This window comes from Kribbella sp. NPDC051586, assembly GCF_044453965.1.
Lineage (GTDB): Bacteria > Actinomycetota > Actinomycetes > Propionibacteriales > Kribbellaceae > Kribbella.
Genome location: NZ_JBITDF010000003.1, coordinates 897,741 through 916,604, shown reverse-complemented (window position 1 = coordinate 916,604; position 18,864 = coordinate 897,741). Strand labels below are relative to the sequence as shown.

Here is an 18,864-nt window from a genome sequence, read left to right as displayed (position 1 = left end):
CACATGACATCTCGCGAGCAGCGGATCGCCGACTTCATCGAGCCGTTCCGGGTCGAACCGGGCTCGAGGGTCAACCTGGCCAAGGACTTCGCGCCGGACTTCAGGGGCACGATCCGTTCCAAGAAACGCGGCCGCAAGCTGCTGACCCAGGGCATCGAACTGCTGTCGGAGTACCAGTCCCGGCTGTACGCGCAGCACACCCACGGTGTGCTGGTGGTGCTGCAGGCGCTCGATGCCGGCGGGAAGGACGGCACCATCCGCCACGTCATGACCGGAGTGAATCCGCAGGGTGTGGCCGTGAGCAGCTTCAAGGTCCCCTCCAACGAGGAGCTGGATCACGACTATCTGTGGCGCTACGGGCTGCGCCTACCGGAACGCGGTCAGATCGGCATCTTCAACCGGTCGCATTACGAGGAAGTGCTGGTCGTCCGCGTGCACGAGGAACTCCTCGACCGTCAGAAGCTCCCGGCCGGCTCCCGCCGCGGGCTGTGGAAACGGCGCTATCGCGAGATCAACGAGTGGGAACGGACCCTCCACGACAACGGCATCATGATCGTGAAGCTCTTCCTGAACCTGTCCAAGGAGGAGCAGCGCAGCCGCTTCCTTCGCCGGATCGACCTGCGCGACAAGAACTGGAAGTTCTCCGCGGCCGACATCCGCGAGCGCGACTACTGGGACGACTACCAGCGCGCGTTCTCGACGATGCTGTCCAGGACCAGCACCGACTGGGCGCCCTGGTACGTGATTCCCGCCGACCGCAAGTGGTACGGACGCATCGCCTCCGCCGCGGTGATCGCCAACACGTTGATCGAGATCGATCCTCGCTATCCCAGCGTCGGGAAGAAGGCACGCGAAGCGCTGCAGGAGATCAGGCGCGACCTCGAGGCACAGGCCCCCGCGGGCGCGGCGGCCGATCCGTTCGAACAACAGTAGGCCGAGGGGGTACGGCGAACGTGGCCGACGACAGCAAGCACCCGGCGATCACGCCGCCCAGGTGGCAGGAGTACGTGCCTGGCGCGGGCGTCGCCAGGTCGTACCAGCGGGCGTGGCTGCCCAAGGACATCGTCGCCGGCCTGGTTCTGTCCGCACTGCTGGTACCGCAGGGAATGGCGTACGCCGAGCTCGCCGGGCTGCCACCGGTGACAGGGCTCTACACCTCGATCCTGTGCCTGCTCGGCTACGCGGTCTTCGGGCCGTCCAGAGTGCTGGTCCTCGGTCCCGACTCGTCGCTGGGCCCGATGATCGCGGCGACGATAGCGCCACTCCTGCTGGCCAACGGCGATCCCGCCCGGGCCGTCGCGCTCGCGTCGATGCTGGCGGTGATGGTCGGCGTGGTGATGACGGTCGCCGGGCTGGCCCGGTTCGGGTTCGTCGCGGACCTGCTGTCGAAGCCGACCCAGATCGGCTACATGAACGGGCTCGCGCTGACCATCGTGATCGGTCAGTTGGCCAAGCTGTTCGGGTTCAAGGTCGATGCCGACGGGCTGCTGGCCGAGGCACACGCCTTCCTGTCGGGGCTCGCGGACGGCAAAGCCAACGCGACGGCCGCGGTCCTCGGGGTGGGTTCGCTCGTCGGCATCCTGCTGCTGAACCGGTTGCTGCCCAAGCTGCCGAGCGTCCTGATCATCGTGGTGCTCGCCTCCGTCCTGGTCAGCGCGTTCGACCTGCAGTCCCACGACGTCGACACGGTCGGCAAGCTCCCCCAGGGCTTCCCGCCGTTCACCGTCCCGGGCGTCGGCTGGGGTGATCTGCCGCCGCTGTTCGTCGGGGCGCTGGCTATTGCCGTCGTCGCGCTCGCCGACACGATGTCGACGGCATCGGCGTTCGCCGCTCGCAAGGGCGACCGGGTTCGCGGGAACCAGGAGATGGTCGGCATCGGCGCCGCCAACATCGCGGCCGGGTTCTTCCAGGGGTTCCCGGTCAGCACCAGCGGGTCCCGCACGGCCGTCGCCGAGCAGGCCGGTTCCCGGTCCCAGGTGACCGGCATCGTCGGCGCCGCGACGATCACCGTGGTCCTGGTCGTCGCCACCTCCCTGATGCAGTACGTGCCGCAGCCGACCCTGGGCGCGATCGTCATCGCCGCCGCGCTGTCGCTGGCCGACATCGCCGGGACCCGCCGGCTGTGGCATCAGCGGCGGACCGAGTTCGGGCTGTCCATCATCGCGCTGCTCGGCGTCGCTCTTCTGGGTGTACTGCCCGGCATTCTCATCGCCGTCGGACTGTCCATCCTGAACGTCTTCCGCCGCGCCTGGTGGCCGCACCAGGCCGAACTCGGACGGGTGGAGGGAGTCGCCGGCCTGCACGACACCAAGAGCTATCCCGGCGCCGAACTCCTCCGTGGTCTGGTCGTCTACCGTTTCGACGCACCGCTGATCTTCGCGAACGCGCGGATGTTCGGTGAGAAGGTGCGGGAGATCGCCTCGGACGATCCTGACGTCCGCTGGATCATCGTGGCCGCCGAGCCGATCACCGACGTCGACACCACCGCCTCCGACATGCTGCAGGAGCTGGACGCCTGGCTCAACGCGCGCGATGTGTCCCTGGTGTTCGCGGAGATGAAGGATCCGGTCCGCTCGAAGATCGAGCGGTACGAACTCACCCGCACCATCAACCCGGCGCACTTCCTCCCGACACTCGACGCGGCTGTCGCGGAGTACGTACGGCAGACCGGTGCGAGCTGGCGCAGTCCGCAGCCGGAGGCCGGCGGCGAGGGTTCGCGGCGGTGAGCCAGATCATCCTTCGAGGGTGACGACTCGGGATCGCGCCCGCTCGAACCTGGACTGACATCGAGGATGGAGGACGTCATGCCTGAGCAGTTCCAAGGAACGATCAACGTCGATATTCGTGACTCCGAGCCGGACTGGTCGCCGTTCGAGCCGCCGAAGGCGCCGGACGGCTCGCCGAATGTCGTCTACATCGTCCTGGACGACGTCGGCTACTCGGCCATGAGCTGCTACGGCGGACCGATCGAGACCCCCAACATCGACGCGATCGCTGATCGCGGGGTGCGCTTCACCCAGTGGCACACGACCGCGCTGTGCTCACCGACCCGGTCGTGTCTGCTGACCGGCCGCAACCACACGCGCAACAGCATGGCGTGCATCACGGAGGCGGCGATCGGATTCCCGAACGCGAGCGGCACGATCCCGCCGGAGAACGGGATGCTGCCGGAGATCCTCGGAGACCGCGGCTGGAACACCTACATGGTGGGCAAGTGGCACCTGTGCCCGACCGACGAGATGAACCTCGCCGCGACCCGGCGCAACTGGCCGAGCGGCCGCGGCTTCGAACGGTGGTACGGGTACCTCGGGGCCGAGACCAACCAGTGGTATCCCGACCTCGTCTACGACAACCACCCGGTCGCACAGCCGCGCTCGCCCGAGCAGGGCTACCACCTCACCGACGACATCACCGACAAGGCGATCGAGTTCATCAAGGACGCCAAGGCGATCGCTCCGGACAAGCCTTTCTTCCTGTACTACGCACCCGGTGCCTGTCACGCACCTCACCACGCGCCGAAGGAGTGGATCGACAAGTTCGCCGGCCACTTCGACCAAGGGTACGAGGCGATTCGGGAGGAGACCCTGGCCCGCCAGAAGAAGCTCGGTCTGGTGCCGGACGACACCGAGCTGCCCCCGGTGAACCCGATCGGCACCCCCGAAACGCGCAGCGGCCCGAACCACCAACCTTTCCCGGCGCTGGACTACACCCGTCCGTGGGACTCGCTGAACGCCGACGAGCGACACCTGTTCGCCCGGATGGCCGAGGTGTACGCCGGATTCCTCGCCCACGCCGACCACCACATCGGCCGGTTGCTCGAATACCTCGAGCGGACCGATCAGCTCGAGAACACCATGGTCGTGGTCGTGTCCGACAACGGTGCGAGCGGTGAAGGCGGCCCGAACGGCTCGGTCAACGAGAACAAGTTCGCCAACGGCATCGACGACGACCTGGCGGAGAACCTGGCCAAGCTCGACGACCTGGGTGGCACGAGGACGTACAACCACTACGCGAACGGCTGGGCGATGGCCTTCAACACGCCGTTCAAGATGTGGAAGCGCTACGAGTTCAGCGGTGGCACCTCGGACCCCTGCATCATCTCGTGGCCGGCAGGTGCGCCGGCGCGGGGCGAGCTCCGCCACCAGTACCACCACGCGATCGACATCGTCCCGACGATCCTCGATGTCCTGGGCGTCGAAGCCCCGGAGACGATCAAGGGACACACCCAGTCGGACATCGACGGGATGAGCATGCGGGCCAGCATGGACGACGCGAGCGCCGACTCCGGACGGCGGACGCAGTTCTACTCGATGCTGGGATCCCGCGCGATCTACCACGAGGGCTGGAAGGCGGTCACCACCCACCCGACCATCGCCGGCTGGGGCAACTTCAACGACGACGAGTGGGAGCTCTACCACGTCGAGACCGACCGGTCGGAGACCAAGAACCTCGCGGCAGAGCACCCGGACAAGCTGCGCCAACTGGTGAACGCCTGGTACGCCGAGGCCGGCTGGAACAAGGCCTTCCCGCTCGACGACCGCTCCGCGGTGGAGATCCTCACCACCCCGCGGCCCCAGCTCACGGCGGCCAAGGACCGGTACGTGTACTACCCGGACACAGCCCCGGTCTCGGAATGGCAGGCGGTCAACACCCGGAACCGGTCGTTCGCGATCGGCGCGCTGGTCGACATTCCCGCGCCGGGGGCAGAAGGTGTGCTGTTCGCCATGGGTGCCAGGTTCGGCGGCCATGCGCTGTACGTGAAGAACAACCGGCTGCACTACGTGAACAGCTTCGTCGGCGCGGTCGAGCAGCAGATCGTCGGAACGAAGGACATTCCCACCGGCACGAACCTGCTCCTGTCGGCCGCGTTCGAGAAACAAGGGATGGACCGCGACGGCGCGACCGGCACCCTCTCCCTCTACCACGGGGACGAGAAGGTCGGCGAGGGAAGCATCAAGACCCAGCTCGGAGCCTTCGCGATCGCCGGCGCGGGTCTGTACGTCGGCAGGCACAACGGCGAGCCGGTCACCGACGACTACCCGGGCGAGCCGCCGCATCAATTCACCGGCGGCACGATCAACCGGGTCGCCGTCGACGTCAGCGGCGAGCCGTACCTGGATCTCGAACGCGAAGCCGCCCTGATGCTGATGCGCGAGTAGGAGATCCCTGCTGTGACGACGAATCACGAAGGAGCTGCGCGGCCGGATGCCCTGCTGCCGTCCTGGCAGGACACCCCGGCACGACAGGCGATCGTGGACTATGTCGAGCGAGCCGTGCAGGAGGGTGGGGCGCAGTACGTCCCGCCCTCCGAGCGGATCGCGGTGTTCGACAACGACGGCACGCTGTGGTGCGAGAAGCCGATGCCGGTCGAACTCGGCTTCATCCTGGAGCAGCTCGCCGAGATGGCCGAACGGGATTCGAGTCTTCACACACAGCAGCCGTGGCAGGCTGCCCGGGACCAGGACTACGCCTGGCTCGGGGACGTGATCACCAAGCACTACCACGGCGACGACCGCGATCTGAAAGTGCTCCTGGACGGCATCCTCCAGACGTTCGCCGACATGAACGTCGACACCTACGCGGAGATCGCGGAGCGTTTCCTCCGGACGACCGAACACCCGACGCTCGGGCGACTGCTCCGGGAGTGCACCTACCTCCCGATGGTCGAACTGTTGCACTACCTGGAGGCCTACGGGTTCACGACCTACATCGCGTCCGGAGGCGACCGCGACTTCATGCGAGCGATCACCGAGGAGGTCTACGGCATCCCGGCCGAGCGCATCATCGGCAGCTCGGCCGGGCTCCGGTACCGCGATGACGACACCGGAGGCTCGGTCGTCTACCAGGCGAAGATGGACGGCTTCGACGACGGCCCGATGAAACCCGTACGCATCTGGAGCCGGACCGGCCGGCGACCCGTCGTTGCCGGCGGCAACTCCAACGGAGACGTCCCGATGCTCAACTACACCGGGCGTCCGACGTGTCCCGGGCTCCGGTTGCTGATCCTGCACGACGACGAGGATCGCGAGTTCAGCTACACCGCCGGCGCCGAGGCGTCGCTCGAGCAGGCCCGCACCGACGACTGGACGGTGGTCAGCATCAAGAACGACTGGGCAACCGTCTTCGCCGACTGAGTCCGGCGCCGCGCGGCTAGAAGCTCCCGATCCCCTTGCCGATCATGACCACACCGATGACGAGGAGAAGGACCGCCATGACCACCTTGTTCTCCCGGACCAGCCATTCGCGCAGAGACTCCAGCGGCTGGGCCATTCGGTCGGCGGCCACGAGGTAGGCGATGACAGGCACCGCGACGGTAGCCGCGGCGATCGCCGTGTAGACGGCGATGACGACGACGGTCTGAGCGGTGCTGAGGCCGCCGGCACCGATCGCGATGCCCGCCCCGGCGGCCATGATGAGGTTCTTCGGGTTCAGCGCGGACAGGAGAAAGCCGAGGCCGATGCCCTTGACCGGGGTCAGCGTGTCGATGGCCGACATCCATTTCGGTAACTCGGGCGCCGCCTGACCGTGTGGACGGCCCCGCCATTGTTTGACGGCCAAGAAAAGCAGCAGCGCGCCGAGGACAAGTCTGATCGTGCCCTGGATCGGACGCGACGCGTCCGAATCGTCCTCGGGCAGGGCAGCGGACAGCAGGGTGAAGGCCACGCTCGCGACGACGATCCCGGCGATCCAGCCGCCCAGGAACCCGACGCCGGTGGTCTTCGCGTTCGGCGACAGCAGCATGAGGATCGCCGCGATGATCGGGATCGGGCTGATCGCCACACCCAGCGCGAGGGGAAGGATCTCTCCGAGCACACCGCCCATGCCTGGTCCTCCGCGTCCTCGATCAGCACTCGTTCACGGCCGCTGTGTGCGGTCGAGCTGGGCGTCCAGAGTCATGGCCGCGTCGATCAGGGCGAGGTGGGTGAACGCCTGGGGGAAGTTGCCGATCTGCTCGCCGGTCAGGGCGATCTCCTCGGAGTACAGGCCGAGGTGGTTGGCGTAGGTGAGCATCTTCTCGAAGGTGAGCCGTGCCTCCTCGATCCGGCCGGCCTTGCCGAGCGCGTTGACATACATGAACGTGCACAGCGAGAACGTGCCCTCCGACCCGCGGAGGCCGTCCGGCGACGCCTCGGGGTTGTAGCGGTAGACGAGGCTGTCGGTGACCAGCTCGGAGTCCATCGCCCGCAAGGTCGACAGCCACTGCGGATCCTGTGGAGCGACGAACCCCACCGTGGGCATCCGCAACAGCGACGAGTCGAGCACCTTGCTGCCGTACTGCTGCACGAAGGCGCGGCGTTCCGGATCGAACCCGCGGGCCATCACCTGCTCGTAGATCGCGTCCCGGGCGGCGATCCACCGGTCCAGCGGAGCCGGCCGCGACCGGGTGGTGGCGAGCCGGATCGCCCGGTCGAACGCGGTCCAGCACATCACCCGGCCATAGGTGAAGTCCTTGCGCCCGCCCCGGGTCTCCCAGATGCCCTCCTCGGGCTGGTCCCAGTTGTCCGTGAGCCAGTCGAGCAGGTCCCGGACCGCGAGCCAGCCCTGGTGGCCCATGGTGAGACCCCGCTGGTCGCCGAAGTACATGCTGTCCAGCGCCTCGCCGTAGATGTCCAGCTGCAACTGCCCGGCGGCACCGTTACCGATGTGCACCGGGCGGGACCCGCGGTACCCCTCCCAGTGCTCGAGGGTCTCCTCGGTCAGGTCGGACGAGCCGTCGACGCGGTACATGATGTTCAACGGCCCGCCGGCGCCGCCCGCCTTCTCCTGCACGCGATCCCGCATCCACCCGCTGAAGGCCGCGGCCTCCTCGGTGAACCCCATCCGGAGCAGGGCGTAGATGGAGAAGGAGGCGTCCCGGATCCAGGTGTAGCGGTAGTCCCAGTTCCGCTCACCGCCGATCTGCTCCGGCAGTGCGGCCGTCGGCGCGGCCACCAGGCCGCCGCTCGGTGCGTACGTCATCAGCTTCAGCGTGATCGCCGAGCGCTGGAGCATCTCGCGCCAGCGGCCTGTGTAGGTGGACTGTGCCAACCAGTTCCGCCAGAAGGCGGCCGTGTCGTCCAGCAGCTGCCGTGCCTCGGCGACCCGGATCTCCCGTGGCGGCCCGTCGGCCGCCGTCTCGAGCATCAGCCCGCGCAGTTGCCCGGCCTCGAGGGTGAACGAGACCTGCAGGTCGCCGGTGTCGTCCACCCGCGGCTCGACCAGACGCGCGTCGTCGGGCTCCCGCACGATGTGGAAGGTCAGCGTCGAGCCCTCGCTCGTGCAGACGCCGCCGTGTTCGGTCACGTGCCACTGATGAGGCTTGCGCCCGTAGTCGAACCGCGGCGCGATATCCAGGTCGAACGTCATCCGGCCGCGGACGCAACGGAGCAGCCGCACGATCCGGTGGTTCTGGGTCGCGTGCGTACTGCTCGTCGCCGGCATGAAGTCGATCACCTCACCGACACCGGCCTCGGTCAGGAACCTGGTGATGAGGATCGCCGTGTCCGGGAAGTACAGCTGCTTGGTCTCGAAGATGCCGTACGACGGGCGGATCCGGAGGTGACCGCCGTTCTCGTGATCCAGCAACGCCCCGAACACACTGGGCGAATCGAAGCGGGGTGCGCAGAACCAGTCGATCGAGCCGTCCGTGCTGACGAGGGCGGCGGTCTGCAGATCCCCGATCAAGCCGTGGTCCGCGATCAACGGGTAGTCCTTCATGGCGGTGCTCCCTGTGGCTCCTGGTGATGGCCGACGGTCAGCGGGCTGGACAGCTCTCCGCCAACGCGGTGCCGAACGACGTGGCCGCGGCGCCGACCTGCTTGAGCGCCGAGCTGATAGCCGGCGCCTTCTGCCTGAGGTTGTCCGCGGTCAGGCCGCTGGACGCTGTCTCCAGATCCGAGAAGGCCGTTTTGACGCCCTCTACGGCGGGCCGCAGTGCATCCGATGCCGACGCTGCCGCAGCGTCCAGGCTGGTCTTGACATTGGCCACGGCAGTGTTCAGCGCGGTGAGACCGTCCTGCAACGGCTCCACGTTCGTGAGAGTGTCCAGCGAGGACTTCAATGCCGACGAGGCAGCGCAATCCGCCGTCGGCTCCCCTGCTGCCGGCGTCGAACTGTCGCTGCAGGCCATCGGTACGACGAGCAGGGCGACGGCCACCAGCGCGCCGGCGACCGCTCGACGTACGCCGAATCGCGGCATAACTGCTCCCCCGCGACTATTCGGAGGCCTTCTTGACCTCCTCGGCACTGTCTGCGTCGACCTCTTCCTTGGTGACCTTGGCGGCATGCGACAGCGCCTTTTCGACATCCGTCACCCATGTCTCTTCGAAGAGCGCCACGATTCCCGAACTGTTGGGCGGCAAGGCGTCTTCGACGTCAGCCTTGATCGCCTTCTTCTCCCGGTGCGATTTCAGGCCGCCGATACCGAGTCCGGCACCCGCACCCACCGCTGCACCCGCCAGCAGGCTGGGTGGGAAGATCAGCCCGACGACGGCACCCCCGACCGCGCCCCAGATCGCACCCTTCCTCGCCGTGTGGAAATCGTCGTCGACGTGGATCTTGCCGTCGGAGTCGCGGCTGACGAGGACGAGCCCGTCGACCTTGATCACATCGTCCGAAGCGGCCTGCTTGATGGCGTCCCAGTCACCTTGTGCTGCCCCTGCGTCGGGATACGCGGCGATGTACAGATCGACTGGAGCCTTGCTGTCAGATCCCACGGGTCTCTCCTCTGGATCGGGCGACCGCGACCGCGCGCGGTCCGACGTACTTCTCGCCCTCACCATTGCGTCGCCCCGGGGTGGAAAGCCTCACCCCGGGCGGACTAGGTACGCCGGGCGGCGGGCCCTCCCGGGTCGGTTCACCCCGCGCGGATGATGCTCACCATCGGTCCTCGCGCAACGATCCAAGTCGCCGGCGCCTCTGAGGGCGCCCACGAGTGCGCGAGGGGAATGACATGGGCTGCTTCTTCGCCTTGTTCGCCGGGGTCTTTCCGCGCCTGGGACTGCTGTTCGTCTGGGTCGCGCGCCCCAAACTTGTGGATGCCGCGTTCGACTCGTGGTTCTGGCCGCTGCTCGGCATCATCTTCCTTCCCTTCGCGACGCTGATGTACGTCGTCCTGTACACGGGAGGCGGGCTGAACGGCTTCGACTGGTTCTGGGTCGTCTTCGCCGGGCTCCTCGACATCCTCCACTGGGGTGCCGGCTGGACCCAGCGGCGCCAGGCCCCGGGCTACCCGGGTGGTGTCCAGGCCTGACCCCGAGGTTCATCCATGCAGGGTGAGGTCCTGTTCGGCCGGGGCGGAGACGATCGTTTCCCTAGCCCGACCGGCGAGGAGGTGCGGCATGGCTGTTCCAGACCCCACGCTGTCCGGTGGTCCGGACAGCAGCGTGCCCACCCGGACGGCTGAGGCGAAGCGACCGTCGAAGGGGCGTTCGGCCGCGGTGATCGTCTGTTTGGTGCTGGCGGCGTTGCTGACCACCCCGGCGGCGATCGCGTACTGGGGACAGCGCACGCTGAACGACACCACGCGCTACGTCAACACCGTCGGCCCGCTGGTGGACTCGCCGGAGGTGCAGGACGCCATCGCGACGAAGGTCACCGACACGATCCAGGACCAGGTCGACATCGAGGCGCTCCTCAACGACGTGTTCTCCGGTGTCATCACCGACCGGCCGCGTCTGCAGCGACTGGTCGGGCCGCTGTCCGGCGCGATCAACAGCCTGATCGACCGCCAGGTCCGGGAGTTCCTCGCGTCGGATGCGTTCGCAGACCTTTGGACGGCCGCCAACACCAGGGCCCAGCAGACCCTCCAGCGCGTACTGTCGGGCGACCAGACCGGAGCCGTCTCGCTGCAGGGTGAACAGATCGTCCTCGATGTCTCCCAGGTCATCGACCAGGTCAAGCAACGCCTGGTCGATCGAGGGCTCACCATCCTGCAAAACGTGCCTGTCCCAAACGTCGACAAGCAGATCGTGTTGGTGGAGGCGCCCCAGGTGAAGCAGCTCCGGACGATCTACGCGTTCGCGAACCCCGTGGCCAAGTGGCTGATCGTGGTGGTAGCCGGTCTCTATCTGCTGGCACTGGTGCTCTCGCGCCGGCGTCCCCGGACGGCGGTGATCATCGGGGCGCTGCTGGCGGCGAACGCGTTGCTGATGGCGCTGGCGCTGACCGTAGGACGGCAGCTGTTCATCGACGCACTGGCGGGTACGACGTTCGGTCCGGCGAGCGCGGTCTTCTACGACACGCTGCTGTCCTACCTCGAGCGTGGCCGGCAAGTGTTCCTCCGGCTGGGCCTGGCGATCGTGGTCATCGGCTGGTTCGCGGGACCCAACAAGTCCGGCACCGCCGTACGCGCTGCCGTCCGCGATGGTTTGGAAGGTGTCGGCGCAGCCCTGGCCAACGGCCCGGTCGGCACCGCGGGCCGATGGGTTGCGGCCAACGCGCGCTGGTTGCGCGTGGCAATCGGCCTGCTGGGCGCCGTCGTACTGCTCTGGGGCAACAACATCTCCCAGGGCAGGCTGTTCTGGTCGCTCGCCCTCGTGGCCTTGTTGCTGGTGGTTGTGCAGCTCCTGGTCGGCGCCGGCCGGGCAGCGGCCGCCTCCCGTCCCGTCCCACCGGCCGAAGCGGTCGCCGGAACCGCGAACTAGCCGGCTGTGGCAGCGGGGGCGGGCAGGCGCACATGAACATCGTCTGGGCCGCTGTGGTCATGGTCGTGTCGACGGCGGTCACCGTCACCGCAATGCTTCTCATGCGCACGCGGGCGCCGGAGGGCAGCTACTTCAGTGACGGTGACCGCGCCTCGGGTGTCTTCGGCGTGCTGGCCACCGGGTTCTCGGTGCTGATCGGTTTCATCATCTTCTTGTCGTTCACGTCGTACGACCAGTCGCGAGCCGGCGCCGAGTCGGAGGCGACGATCGTGGCTCAGCAGCTTCAGACGGCCCAGTTCATGCCCGGCAAGATCCCTGCGGAGCTCACCGGTGAGCTGAGCTGCTACGCACGGTCCGTGGCCGGGGTCGAGTGGAATGCGTTGAACACGGGCACGCTGGGCAATTCCGTCAACCCGTGGGGCGTGGAGATGTTCCGGACGATCTCGACCGTCGATCCGCGGACTCCGGCCGAGCAGTCGGCGTACGACCGGTGGATGGAACAGACCGCCGATCGGGAGCAGGCGCGCATCGACAGGGTGCACGGGGCGGAGGGGATCATCCCGGCGCCGGTGTGGCTGGTCCTGTCGGTGATCTCCGTGGTGATCTTCGTATACCTGCTGTTCTTCGCCGACCCGGGCGAGCGCGCGGTGACGCAGGGCATCCTGATGGGCAGCGTGACGGTGGTCATCACCCTCCTGCTGTTCCTGCTGGTGTTCTTCGACCATCCGCACGGCGACGGCGTGGGCAGGCTGCAGCCGACAGCGATGGTACGAACCATCGGCCTGATCGACTCGCAGGTCAAGCTGCTCGGGCTCGACGTGACCCTTCCATGCGCAGATGACGGCACCCGGCGCTGACGAGCGGCCCGGGCGCGGCCGCACCTGGCAGGAGGTGCTCGTCACCGTCCTGCTGGTACTCGCCGCCCTCGGTACCTCGTGGAGCAGCTACCAGGCGACCAGGTGGACCGGCGAGCAGGCCAAGGTGGCCGGCCGCATCAACGCGATCAGGATCGACGCTGCCCGGGCCCAAGGCCTGTCGCAGTCGCAGAGCCAGGTGGACGTCGCCACGTTCATCGCCTGGGTGGACGCGGATCGCCGAGGTGAGACCGATGTCGCCGACTTCTACGCCCACCGTTTCCGCGCGGAGTTCCGGCCCGCGTTCAACGCCTGGATGGCGACCCGGCCGTCCACCAACCCGGATGCGCCGCCGACGCCGTTCGCCATGCCTCAGTACCAGCTCGCGTCGGCGCAGGAGGCTGAGCGGCTCGACACGGCCGCCGCCGCCTCGACGGCCGAGGTCCTCCGCGACCTCCAAACAGCCAGCAACTACGTGCTCACCGTCGTCCTGTACGCCGTGGTCCTGTTCTTCGCCGGGATGAGCACCAAGATCGCCGGCCGCCGCCTGCGCTGGATCCTCATCGGGATCGGCTGCCTCGTCTTCGTCATCGCCATCGCCTGGATCGCCACCTTCCCGGTCAGTGTCGAGATCTGAGCGGACGCCACCGCGGCATCGGTCGGAAGGCCGGCCCGGCTCGTCTCCTGAGGATGATGCCGCGCCCGGGGTGATTCGTCAGCCTGGTGTCACCATCCGCGGTGGCGGAACGGTCCGATCACGGCGTGGCACAAGGGAGTGAATGACAGTGGCACAAGGAGCAGCAGCATCGCATTACGAAAGCGCGGGCGAGGAACACGAGGTCAGCGGCTGGGCAGTCGGCTTCATCCTGTTCGCCGGCGTCATGATGGTTCTGGCCGGAGGCTTCCAGGCTTTTACCGGTCTGGTGGCGCTCTTCGAGAACGAGTTCTACCTGGCCACCCGCAACTACATGTTCCAGTTCGACGCCACCGCGTGGGGCTGGATCCACCTGCTGATCGGCATCCTGGTGATGGTGGCAGGTTTCGCGGTCATGGCGGGCCAGATGTGGGCACGGGTACTGGCCATCGCCCTGGCGGCGCTCAGCGCGCTGGCCAACTTCACCTTCATCCCGTACTACCCGTTCTGGGCGCTGACGATCATCGCTATCGACATCTTCGTCATCTGGGCGCTGGCCGTGCACGGGCGCGATGTCCGCGATGTCACCACATGACGGCCGGTAAGGAAGGCGACGTGCACTGAAAGCCACCCGGAACCGGCACCGGCCCGCTCGCGATCCACGAGCGGGCCGGTTCACTGCGCGCACACAGCCGCCGGACTCAGCCTGCTCGGCGCCGGGTGGCGTCGACATACGGAAACGGGTTGCCGGATGCTCGTGCGCCGGAGGCGAGCCAGGCCGCGAAACCCTCCGGGGACCGCCGATGGAGCTCGTCGAGGTACAGCTGCCGCAGTTCGACGACGGACTGGCGCTCCGCAGCGGTTCGGGACGTCTCCAGCAACAAGAAGCTCTGGCGCCAGACCAGGCACAACTCCACGTCGGCGAGGGAACTGAGCTCTCGCGCCGGAGTGGCCGCAGGACCGTCGGCGAGCGACGTCACGGGATCGCGGTGCGTCACCGGCCCCGGCCGTACGGCTGGAGAATGCCCTTTGGCGCGCCGTCGCGTCCGCACGCGTGAGGTGAGGGCCGGCGTGGTTGCCGCCAGCGCCACCACGATCAGAACGCCGGCGAAGCCGGCGACCGCGATCAGGCCTACAGCGGCCGGCGCGATCAGCGCGGAGGCGAACGTGACCCGAACGACCTTGAGCACCGCGCGCCGCTCATGGCCTTCCCACGTGGTCGAGGCGACGACCGCTGTCACCATCGCGACAACGACCACAGCGATGAGCACGCGGGCCAGACCCCAGCTGGCGATCCCGCAGAAGAGCCCGGCTGTGACGGCCAGGTAGACGCACCACGTCCGGACAGTTCGGCCGTGGCCGCGGAAGGTGCTGGGATCGGATCCATCGGCGCCGGATGACCGCATCATCTCGCTCACGTTCTCAGTCCTTTGCCCCGGTTCTCGATCGCGTCTTTCGCCACCGAGCTCAGAGCGTCAGGATGCACGGGCCGACCGGTCCTCGCCTCCTCCTACCGGGGTGAGAACGGCTCGGGGGCCGGCGACCGCAAGCGGTCATCCGTCTCGCCCGGCGGGGTGGACCACGCCTCATCCCTGTGGGGTGAGCTACCGCGCTCGGTCCTGGGGCAGCATGGGCAGGTCCGACGAATCGGTGTCGTCCCGACCTGGAATCCGCGGTGCAAGTCACCGCTCACCGCGTCGGGCAGTCCTTGCAGTCAATCGCCGGGAGGGGATATGCCGGGGGGTCAGCAGGCAGACGAAGGGTGGGGACATCGCTGGACCCCGATTCGCGGGCCCGGGCAGAAGCCCGTGGGGGGACCTCCGGCGATACTCTCGAGGACGGTCGTACGGCAGCGTCTTCTGGACCTGGTGAGCCAAGGAGTACGGCGGCCGCTGACGCTCGTCAGTGCGCCCGCGGGCTTCGGAAAGACGATGCTCCTGCTCTCCTGGGAGGCACTCGGCACCTGGGCCGGCCCGGTGAAGCACATCGCTGTGGACGCCGCCGACGATCCGTCCGCGGCCTCGCTGCGGTCCGAACTCGACGGTCTCCATCGCCGCGCGGCCACCATCGCCGAGGAGCCCGCGCTGGTCGTCGTGGTCGACTGCGGCGACCTTGTCCTCACGCCGGAGCTCGGGGACAGCCTCGACCGCCTCATCCGCGGCAAGGTCGCGAGCCTACGGATCGTCCTGTTGACCCGCACGGACCCGCCGATACCTCTCCACAACTATCGGCAGGCGGGTACCTTGACCGAGATTCGCGCGACCGACCTCGCCTTCACGGCCGAGGAGGCCGCCGGGCTGATGCGGCGCGAGAATCTTGATCTGGCGCCGGCCGAGGTGGCAGAACTCCGGGCCCGGACGGATGGCTGGCCGGCCGGCCTGGCGTTCGCGGCGATGAACCTGGCCGGGACGGCCGACACGGCCCAGGCCATCCGAGGGTTCCGGGGTGATGTGGGGAACGTGTCGGCGTTCCTGATGACCGAGGTGCTCCAGGCGCAGCCCGCCGCGCAGCGGGAGTTCCTGCTCCGGACCTGCATCGTCGACAAGCTCTGGCCCGCGCTGGCCGAAGCGCTGACGGGTCGCGTTTGTGACCGCCGGTCGCTGGAGTTCATGTCGCACGGGAACGCGTTCATCCAGCTGGTTCCCGGGACCGACGACTGCTACAGCTACCAGTCACTCTTCCGTGAGTTCCTCCGGGCCCAACTGTTGTACGAGCGGCCGGCACTCGTCCCCGAGCTGCACCGGACCGCCGCCGGATGGTTCGCGCAGAACGGACACCGGCTGACAGCGGTCCGCCACGCCATCACGGCCGGGGAGTGGGGCGACGCGGCCCGGTATCTGGTGGAGGATCTCGACTTCGCGAAGCTACTTGTCAGGCCCCGACGGGAGCTACTGCCGGCGTTGGTCGCTGACCTTCCCGAGGACCTGGAGGGAGCAGGTGCCGCGGTGGTCCGGTCCGTTCGAGCGCTCGCAGAGCTCGATATCGACCTGTGTGCCGCGGAACTGCGCAAGGCCCGAACCAGCCTGGCCCAGGATGTCGCGCCTCGGACCCACTTGTACGACCTGGCAATCACCGTGCTGGACGCGATCTGTACAAGTCTCGAGGCCGATGTCACCACGGCCCTGGACGCCACACTCGTCGCCGAGGCGGCCCTCACCGCGGCGTCGGCGGGATCGAGCGCTCCGCATCCGGAGGCGAAGACACTCGTTGCCGGATGCAAAGGCCGGGTGCTCCTCCAGCAGGGGGATCTCCCTGGAGCGTCGGGGGCGTTCTCCGAGGCGATCGCGATCGCCGACGAAGCCGGCCTGCACGCAGCCTTGCCTGACGTCCTGGGGATGGCCGCGCTGGTGGAGGCGGTGTGGGGACATCTGCGTCGGGCCGGCGAGCTCGCGCTGCAGGCCACCACGCTGGCCGAGTCCGAGGGGCACCTGGACGAGCCGCAGTCGGCGATCGTGGCCCAAGCCTGGGTGAATGCCGACCAGGGCGACGTCACGGCAGCCCGGGACCTGGTGCTGCGCGCCAGGAATTCCGAACCGACGCTCGATTCGGGAGTTCTGGCCGTATTCGAGGCTTTGGTCCGCGCGAGAGTGCTCCGGTCCGGCGGACATGCCGAGCTGGCGCAGGCTGAACTCAGGGCGGCCGCCGACAGCTACGGTGCGGGGGTCGACGACTGGCTCGGCCAGTCCCTCGTCGTGGACGAGGCGAAGATTCTCGTGGCTCAGCACCTGCCACGTGAGGCAATCGCCGTGATCGAGGACTCTCCTGGGCGCGACCAGATCGAATCGATCCTGGTGCTGCGGCTGGCGGCTACCGAGGCCGGCGAGCAGGGACCTGCCCTGCCGTCTCCGCTCAGGCAGCGGGCCACCTCCCTGGAGGCGCAGGTCGACAGGTGGCTGGTCCAGGCCGCGGAGTCGATCAGAAGCGGTGACTCCGCCAGGAGCGGCCTCCAGCTGGAACACGCCTTGCGGCTGGCCGCGCCCGAGCACCTCCGCCGTCCGTTCTCGGACGCGCCACCACAACTGCGAAGGTTGCTCCAGCCAACCAGCGAACTGATGCGGCGCCACGCCTGGCTCCGCTCGCCGGGACCAGCGCGCGATCGCGCGGCGGATCAGTCAAGTCGGCGGAGCCGCTACGAACTCGTCGTCACCATCACCTTGAGCAGCAAGGAGCACGAGGTGCTGGAGTACCTCGCCGAACTGCTGACCACCGAAGAGATCGCCAACACCATGCACGTCTCGGTCAACACGGTCCGCAGCCACGTGCGGAGCATCCTGCGCAAGCTGAGCGCTTCCCGGCGCAACGAGGCAGTTCGGCGGGCATGGGACCTGGGCCTGCTGCCCCAACGCCCCGAGGCCTGACGATGTCAGGGCGCGTCCCCGGAGGTGCGAGGTGACAGAGGCAACGTTCGCGGTACTCGCGCTCCTCGTCCTTGTGTGGGCAGTGACCTCGGATCTCCTGGTCCGCCTGAACATCACCGGCCCGCTCGTGTTCACAGTCGCCGGCTATGCACTGGGGAATCCTGACAGCGGCCCTCTCTCGGTGGACGTCGAGGCGCCGTCCATCCACCTGATCGCGGAGCTGACGCTGGCGCTGCTGCTGTTCTCGGACGCCGCCAGAGTCAATGTGTCACGACTGAAACGAGACAGTCGCCTGCCCGGTCGCCTGCTGGCGGTCGGCCTTCCGGTGTCCGTGGTCCTGGGCTCTCTCCTGGCCGCGTGGCTCTTCGACGATTTCACCTGGGCGCTTGCAGGCTTCGTGGGCGCCACGCTGGCTCCCACTGATGCTGCACTCAGCGCCCAGGTGATCAACGATCACCGGATCCCGGTGCGCCTCAGGCGCGCACTGAATGTGGAGAGTGGACTCAACGACGGCATCGTCACGCCTGTCGTCACGTTCACCCTGGCTGTCGCAGCAGGCCAACTCGGTATAGAGAGTCATGACGGCGTCGCCGACGACAGCGGCGGGGCGTTGCTCGAACTCGCCGTCGGACTCGTCGTCGGCCTGGCGATCGGGACAGCGAGCGCCTGGCTCCTGACCGTCGGCTCTCGACGCCACTGGATGAGTACGGGCGCAAGGCGGCTCGGCACACTTGCGGCCGCCCTCAGCAGCTTCGCCCTCGCCGTCGCGTTCAGCGGCAACGGCTTCATCGCGGCGTTCGTCGCCGGCATCGCCTTCAGAGCAGCACTGGATCAGGATGCTGTCGACGCGGACACCGCGGTCGAGCTGCCGGAGCTGCTCGGTGAGGTCCTGGCACTCGCCGCCTGGTTCCTCTTCGGAGCCACGCTGGTGCCGATTGCCCTGCACAACTTCGACCTGACGCTCCTCGCGTACGCCGTACTGAGTCTGACCGTGGTCCGGATGGCTCCGGTCGCCCTGTCTCTGCTGGGAACGGGGCTCGACCGCACGACCGTTGTGTTCGTGGGATGGTTCGGGCCGCGGGGCCTGGCGTCGGTTGTGTTCGCGCTGCTGGCAGTCGAGCAGCTCGGCGACATCCCGGTGGTCGAGCGGGCCGTCGCCGTCGTTGCGCTGACGGTGTTCCTGAGTGTGGTCCTCCACGGTGTCACGGCCGGTCCTCTCGGACGCCGCTACGTCCACCTCGAACAGGCCGACGAAGAGCAGACCGCCGGACCCCGATCGCGACGCCCGGCCCAGAATTCTCCGCCGCCTCCGGCACCCTTCCGAAGCGACCAGCCGTGACGAACCCGCCTGGCCGGCAACGGCCACCAACGCCACGCACCCTCCCACCTCGAGG

The 18,864-nt window shown here is 67.9% G+C and carries 16 protein-coding genes; 11 read left to right on the top strand and 5 right to left on the bottom strand.

Annotated elements, in window-relative coordinates; genetic code table 11:
* Window positions 1-3: 3 nt before the first annotated feature.
* The 4 genes from ACIA58_RS23025 to ACIA58_RS23010 all read left to right on the top strand — a co-directional run bounded on the left by ACIA58_RS23025 (window position 4) and on the right by ACIA58_RS23010 (window position 6,134).
* Window positions 4-933 (top strand): polyphosphate kinase 2 family protein, encoded by a 930-nt coding sequence (locus tag ACIA58_RS23025; RefSeq protein WP_396405801.1) that lies wholly within the window; start codon window positions 4-6, stop codon window positions 931-933.
* A gap of 20 nt (window positions 934-953) precedes the next feature.
* On the top strand, window positions 954-2,726 hold the full coding sequence (locus ACIA58_RS23020; RefSeq protein ID WP_396405800.1) for a SulP family inorganic anion transporter: 1,773 nt from the start codon (window positions 954-956) through the stop codon (window positions 2,724-2,726).
* Window positions 2,727-2,804: 78 nt separating this feature from the next.
* Window positions 2,805-5,159: an arylsulfatase gene (locus ACIA58_RS23015; protein WP_396405799.1), complete on the top strand. Its 2,355-nt coding sequence runs from the start codon at window positions 2,805-2,807 to the stop codon at window positions 5,157-5,159.
* A gap of 12 nt (window positions 5,160-5,171) precedes the next feature.
* Window positions 5,172-6,134: an HAD family hydrolase gene (locus ACIA58_RS23010; RefSeq protein ID WP_396405798.1), complete on the top strand. Its 963-nt coding sequence runs from the start codon at window positions 5,172-5,174 to the stop codon at window positions 6,132-6,134.
* Between the two features lie 16 nt (window positions 6,135-6,150).
* Here the strand turns inward: ACIA58_RS23010 and ACIA58_RS23005 are convergent, their stop codons facing one another.
* From ACIA58_RS23005 to ACIA58_RS22990, 4 genes are read right to left on the bottom strand one after another with little or no spacing between them, the layout of a single operon-like run.
* Window positions 6,151-6,822, bottom strand: coding sequence for a GAP family protein (locus ACIA58_RS23005; RefSeq protein WP_396405797.1), 672 nt, complete (start codon window positions 6,820-6,822; stop codon window positions 6,151-6,153).
* 33 nt (window positions 6,823-6,855) lie between these two features.
* Window positions 6,856-8,697 carry a glycoside hydrolase family 15 protein gene (locus ACIA58_RS23000; RefSeq protein ID WP_396405796.1) on the bottom strand — a complete coding sequence of 614 codons (1,842 nt, stop codon included), beginning with the start codon at window positions 8,695-8,697 and terminating at the stop codon, window positions 6,856-6,858.
* Window positions 8,698-8,734: 37 nt separating this feature from the next.
* Window positions 8,735-9,178, bottom strand: a complete 444-nt coding sequence (locus ACIA58_RS22995) for a hypothetical protein (protein ID WP_396405795.1) — start codon at window positions 9,176-9,178, stop codon at window positions 8,735-8,737.
* Window positions 9,179-9,194: 16 nt separating this feature from the next.
* Window positions 9,195-9,695 (bottom strand): DUF1269 domain-containing protein, encoded by a 501-nt coding sequence (locus ACIA58_RS22990; RefSeq protein WP_396405794.1) that lies wholly within the window; start codon window positions 9,693-9,695, stop codon window positions 9,195-9,197.
* Window positions 9,696-9,913: 218 nt separating this feature from the next.
* On the opposite strand from ACIA58_RS22990, the gene ACIA58_RS22985 reads away from it, so the two are divergent.
* The 5 genes from ACIA58_RS22985 (at window position 9,914) to ACIA58_RS22965 (ending at window position 13,707) form a co-directional block, all read left to right on the top strand.
* Entirely contained in the window at window positions 9,914-10,231 is a 318-nt protein-coding gene (locus ACIA58_RS22985; protein WP_396405793.1) for a hypothetical protein, read from the top strand.
* A gap of 88 nt (window positions 10,232-10,319) precedes the next feature.
* On the top strand, window positions 10,320-11,624 hold the full coding sequence (locus tag ACIA58_RS22980; protein ID WP_396405792.1) for a hypothetical protein: 1,305 nt from the start codon (window positions 10,320-10,322) through the stop codon (window positions 11,622-11,624).
* Window positions 11,625-11,656: 32 nt separating this feature from the next.
* Complete coding sequence (locus ACIA58_RS22975) at window positions 11,657-12,481, top strand: hypothetical protein (RefSeq protein WP_396405791.1); 825 nt, start codon at window positions 11,657-11,659, stop codon at window positions 12,479-12,481.
* Window positions 12,462-13,115, top strand: coding sequence for a hypothetical protein (locus tag ACIA58_RS22970; RefSeq protein ID WP_396405790.1), 654 nt, complete (start codon window positions 12,462-12,464; stop codon window positions 13,113-13,115). Before ACIA58_RS22975 ends, ACIA58_RS22970 begins: the two co-directional genes overlap by 20 nt.
* 142 nt (window positions 13,116-13,257) lie before the next feature.
* A complete protein-coding gene (locus ACIA58_RS22965) occupies window positions 13,258-13,707 on the top strand; it encodes a hypothetical protein (protein WP_396405789.1) in 450 nt (149 codons plus the stop codon).
* Between the two features lie 106 nt (window positions 13,708-13,813).
* Here the strand turns inward: ACIA58_RS22965 and ACIA58_RS22960 are convergent, their stop codons facing one another.
* Window positions 13,814-14,530 (bottom strand): hypothetical protein, encoded by a 717-nt coding sequence (locus ACIA58_RS22960; RefSeq protein ID WP_396405788.1) that lies wholly within the window; start codon window positions 14,528-14,530, stop codon window positions 13,814-13,816.
* A gap of 450 nt (window positions 14,531-14,980) precedes the next feature.
* Here ACIA58_RS22960 and ACIA58_RS22955 point away from each other — a divergent pair, with 450 nt between their 5' ends.
* Both ACIA58_RS22955 and ACIA58_RS22950 read left to right on the top strand, forming a co-directional pair.
* Window positions 14,981-17,470 carry a LuxR C-terminal-related transcriptional regulator gene (locus ACIA58_RS22955; protein WP_396405787.1) on the top strand — a complete coding sequence of 830 codons (2,490 nt, stop codon included), beginning with the start codon at window positions 14,981-14,983 and terminating at the stop codon, window positions 17,468-17,470.
* 31 nt (window positions 17,471-17,501) lie between these two features.
* The gene (locus ACIA58_RS22950) at window positions 17,502-18,809 is read left to right on the top strand and encodes a cation:proton antiporter (protein ID WP_396405786.1); all 1,308 of its coding nucleotides are present in this window, start codon (window positions 17,502-17,504) and stop codon (window positions 18,807-18,809) included.
* The last annotated feature ends 55 nt before the right edge of the window (window positions 18,810-18,864 follow it).